At 60.5% G+C, this 3048-nt stretch carries 1 protein-coding gene; it reads left to right on the forward strand.

All coding sequences use genetic code 11. The features are described from left to right. Positions 1–9 precede the first annotated feature (9 nt). A complete protein-coding gene (gene uvrA / locus VZ95_RS13905; protein ID WP_045776389.1) occupies positions 10–2871 on the forward strand; it encodes an excinuclease ABC subunit UvrA in 2862 nt (953 codons plus the stop codon). Positions 2872–3048: the final 177 nt, after the last annotated feature.

Raw genomic sequence — 3048 nt, forward strand, 5'->3', positions numbered from 1 at the left:
GATAGCGCTATGCATCAGAGAATCAGTGTGCGCGGCGCGCGCGAGCATAATCTGAAGAATATCGACGTGGATATTCCGCGCGATAGTCTTACCGTTATCACCGGCCTGTCGGGCTCGGGGAAATCTTCCCTGGCCTTCGACACGATCTATGCCGAAGGGCAAAGGCGCTACGTCGAGAGTCTCTCGGCCTATGCGCGTCAGTTTCTGGAACTGATGTCAAAGCCCGACGTGGATTTGATCGAAGGCCTCTCGCCCGCCATCTCCATCGAGCAAAAAACCACCAGCCGCAACCCGCGCTCCACGGTGGGCACGGTGACGGAGATTTACGATTATCTCCGGCTGCTGTTCGCGCGCGTCGGCGTGCCCTATTCGCCCGCAACGGGCCTGCCGATTGAAAGCCAAACGATTAGCCAGATGGTCGATCGGATTTTGGCGATGCCGGAGGGCACCCGCCTCTATCTGCTCGCCCCGGTCGTGCGCGGGCGCAAGGGCGAATATAAGAAGGAAATGCTCGACTATCAAAAACGCGGCTTCCAGCGCGTGAAGGTCGATGGCGAACTCTATGATTTAGATGCGGTTCCGGCGCTCAATAAGAAATTGAAGCACGATATCGAAGTTGTAGTCGATCGTATCGTCGTGCGCCCGGATCAGGAGGATTTGGCGACCCGCCTCGCCGATTCCATCGAAACCGCGCTGGAATTGGCCGATGGGATTCTCTACGCCGAGAATGCCGAAGACCAAAGCCGCACCGTATTTTCGGCGAAATTCGCCTGCCCGGTGTCGGGCTTCACCATCGATGAGATTGAACCGCGCCTGTTTTCCTTCAACAATCCGTTCGGGGCTTGCCCAACCTGCGACGGTTTGGGCGTGAAGATGCAGTTCGAAGCGGCGCTGGTTATCCCGGACGATGGCTTGACGCTCAGCACCGGGGCGGTCGCGCCCTGGGCGAACTCAACCTCGCAATATTACGCGCAAACGCTGGAAAGCCTCGCCCGGCACTTTAAGGTATCGCTCGCAACCCCTTGGCGGGACTTACCCCAGGAGATGCGCGATACCATCCTGCACGGCAGCGGCAAAACCGCCATTCCCTTGCGCTTTTCCGACGGCAACCGCTCCTACGAGACCAATAAACCCTTCGAAGGCTTGCTGCCCAATCTGGAACGGCGCTGGAAGGAAACCGAAAGCGCCTGGGTTCGGGAGGAGTTGGAGCGCTACCAGGGCTCGCAGCCCTGCGAAACCTGTCACGGCTATCGCCTGAAGCCGGAAGCGCTGGCGGTAAAAATCCACGAACGCCACGTCGGCGAAATCACCGCCCTCTCGATTGCCGAGGCCGGGCGCTGGTTCAACGACTTGGAGCCGCATCTCACCGCCAAACAGCAAGAGATCGCGGCGCGGATTCTGCGCGAGATCAAGGACCGGCTCGGGTTCCTCAACAATGTCGGGCTGGAATATCTCACCCTCTCGCGCAACTCCGGCACGCTCTCCGGCGGGGAAAGCCAGCGCATTCGTTTGGCCTCACAAATCGGCTCGGGGCTGACCGGCGTACTCTATGTGCTGGACGAACCCTCCATCGGCCTGCACCAGCGCGATAACGATCGGCTGCTGGCGACCCTGCGCCGCTTGCGCGACCTCGGGAATACCGTCATCGTCGTCGAGCATGATGAAGACGCGATTCGGGCCGCCGATTATCTTATCGATATGGGGCCGGGCGCGGGGGTCCACGGCGGCGAAGTGATTGCCGCTGGAACCCCCGCCGAGGTGATGGCGAACGCGAATAGCACGACCGGCCAATATCTTGCCGGCCATCGCCGCATTGAAATCCCCAGCACCCGCCGCCCCGGCCATAAGGGGCAGAAGCTGGTGGTGCGCGGGGCGCGCGGCAATAATTTGCAGAATGTGACGGCGGAAATCCCGCTCGGCACCTTCACCTGCATCACCGGCGTCTCGGGCGGCGGTAAATCGACGCTGATTATCGAAACGCTCTATAAGGCCTTGGCGCGCAAACTGAATGGCGCGCGCGACCTGCCCGCCGACCATGACGGCGTCGATGGGCTCGAATTCATCGATAAGATCGTCGAGATCGACCAATCCCCCATCGGGCGCACGCCGCGCTCCAACCCCGCCACCTACACGGGGGCCTTCACGCCGATCCGCGACTGGTTCGCCGGGCTGCCGGAAGCGAAATCAAGGGGGTACGGGCCGGGGCGCTTCAGCTTCAACGTCAAGGGCGGGCGCTGCGAGGCATGCCAGGGCGACGGGCTGATTAAGATCGAAATGCATTTCCTGCCCGATATTTACGTGCAGTGCGACTCGTGCAAGGGCCAGCGCTATAACCGCGAAACGCTGGATGTGCGCTTCCGGGGAAAATCCATCGCCGATGTTCTGTCGATGACGGTGGAGGAAGGCGCGGAGTTTTTCAAAGCCGTCCCCTCGGTGCGCGATAAGATGACGACCCTGGAGCGCGTTGGCCTCGGGTATGTCCAGATCGGCCAGCAGGCGACCACGCTTTCCGGCGGCGAAGCCCAGCGGGTGAAACTCTCCAAGGAGCTTTCCCGCCGCTCGACCGGGCGCACGCTGTATATTTTGGACGAACCGACCACGGGTCTGCACTTCGAAGACGTACGGAAACTCTTGGAAGTGCTGCAAGCTTTGGTCGACCAAGGCAATAGCGTGTTGGTGATCGAACATAATTTGGAGGTCATCAAAACTGCCGATTGGATTCTCGATCTCGGGCCGGAGGGTGGTTCAGGCGGCGGGCGCATCGTCGCCCAAGGCACGCCGGAACAGGTGGCTGAAGTGGCCGAAAGCTATACGGGCCATTATCTGAAGCCGTATCTGACGGCGAAGCTCGCGAAGAAAAAGCGGGCTTAACCGTCAGGCATCCTGCGCACGGATCGTTTTACCGGCGGGGAGCGCTTATGTTTGAAGGTATCCCGGCAAGCTCGGGGTAAAAACAGGGATGACCCGACGCGCTAGCGCCGCTAGGCTGCGGTCAGGTTTATCCGGGTGCGCGGAGCAGAGATATGCAATTTGCTTATGGACTAGACG

This window comes from Elstera litoralis (assembly GCF_000963705.1).
GTDB lineage: Bacteria > Pseudomonadota > Alphaproteobacteria > Elsterales > Elsteraceae > Elstera > Elstera litoralis.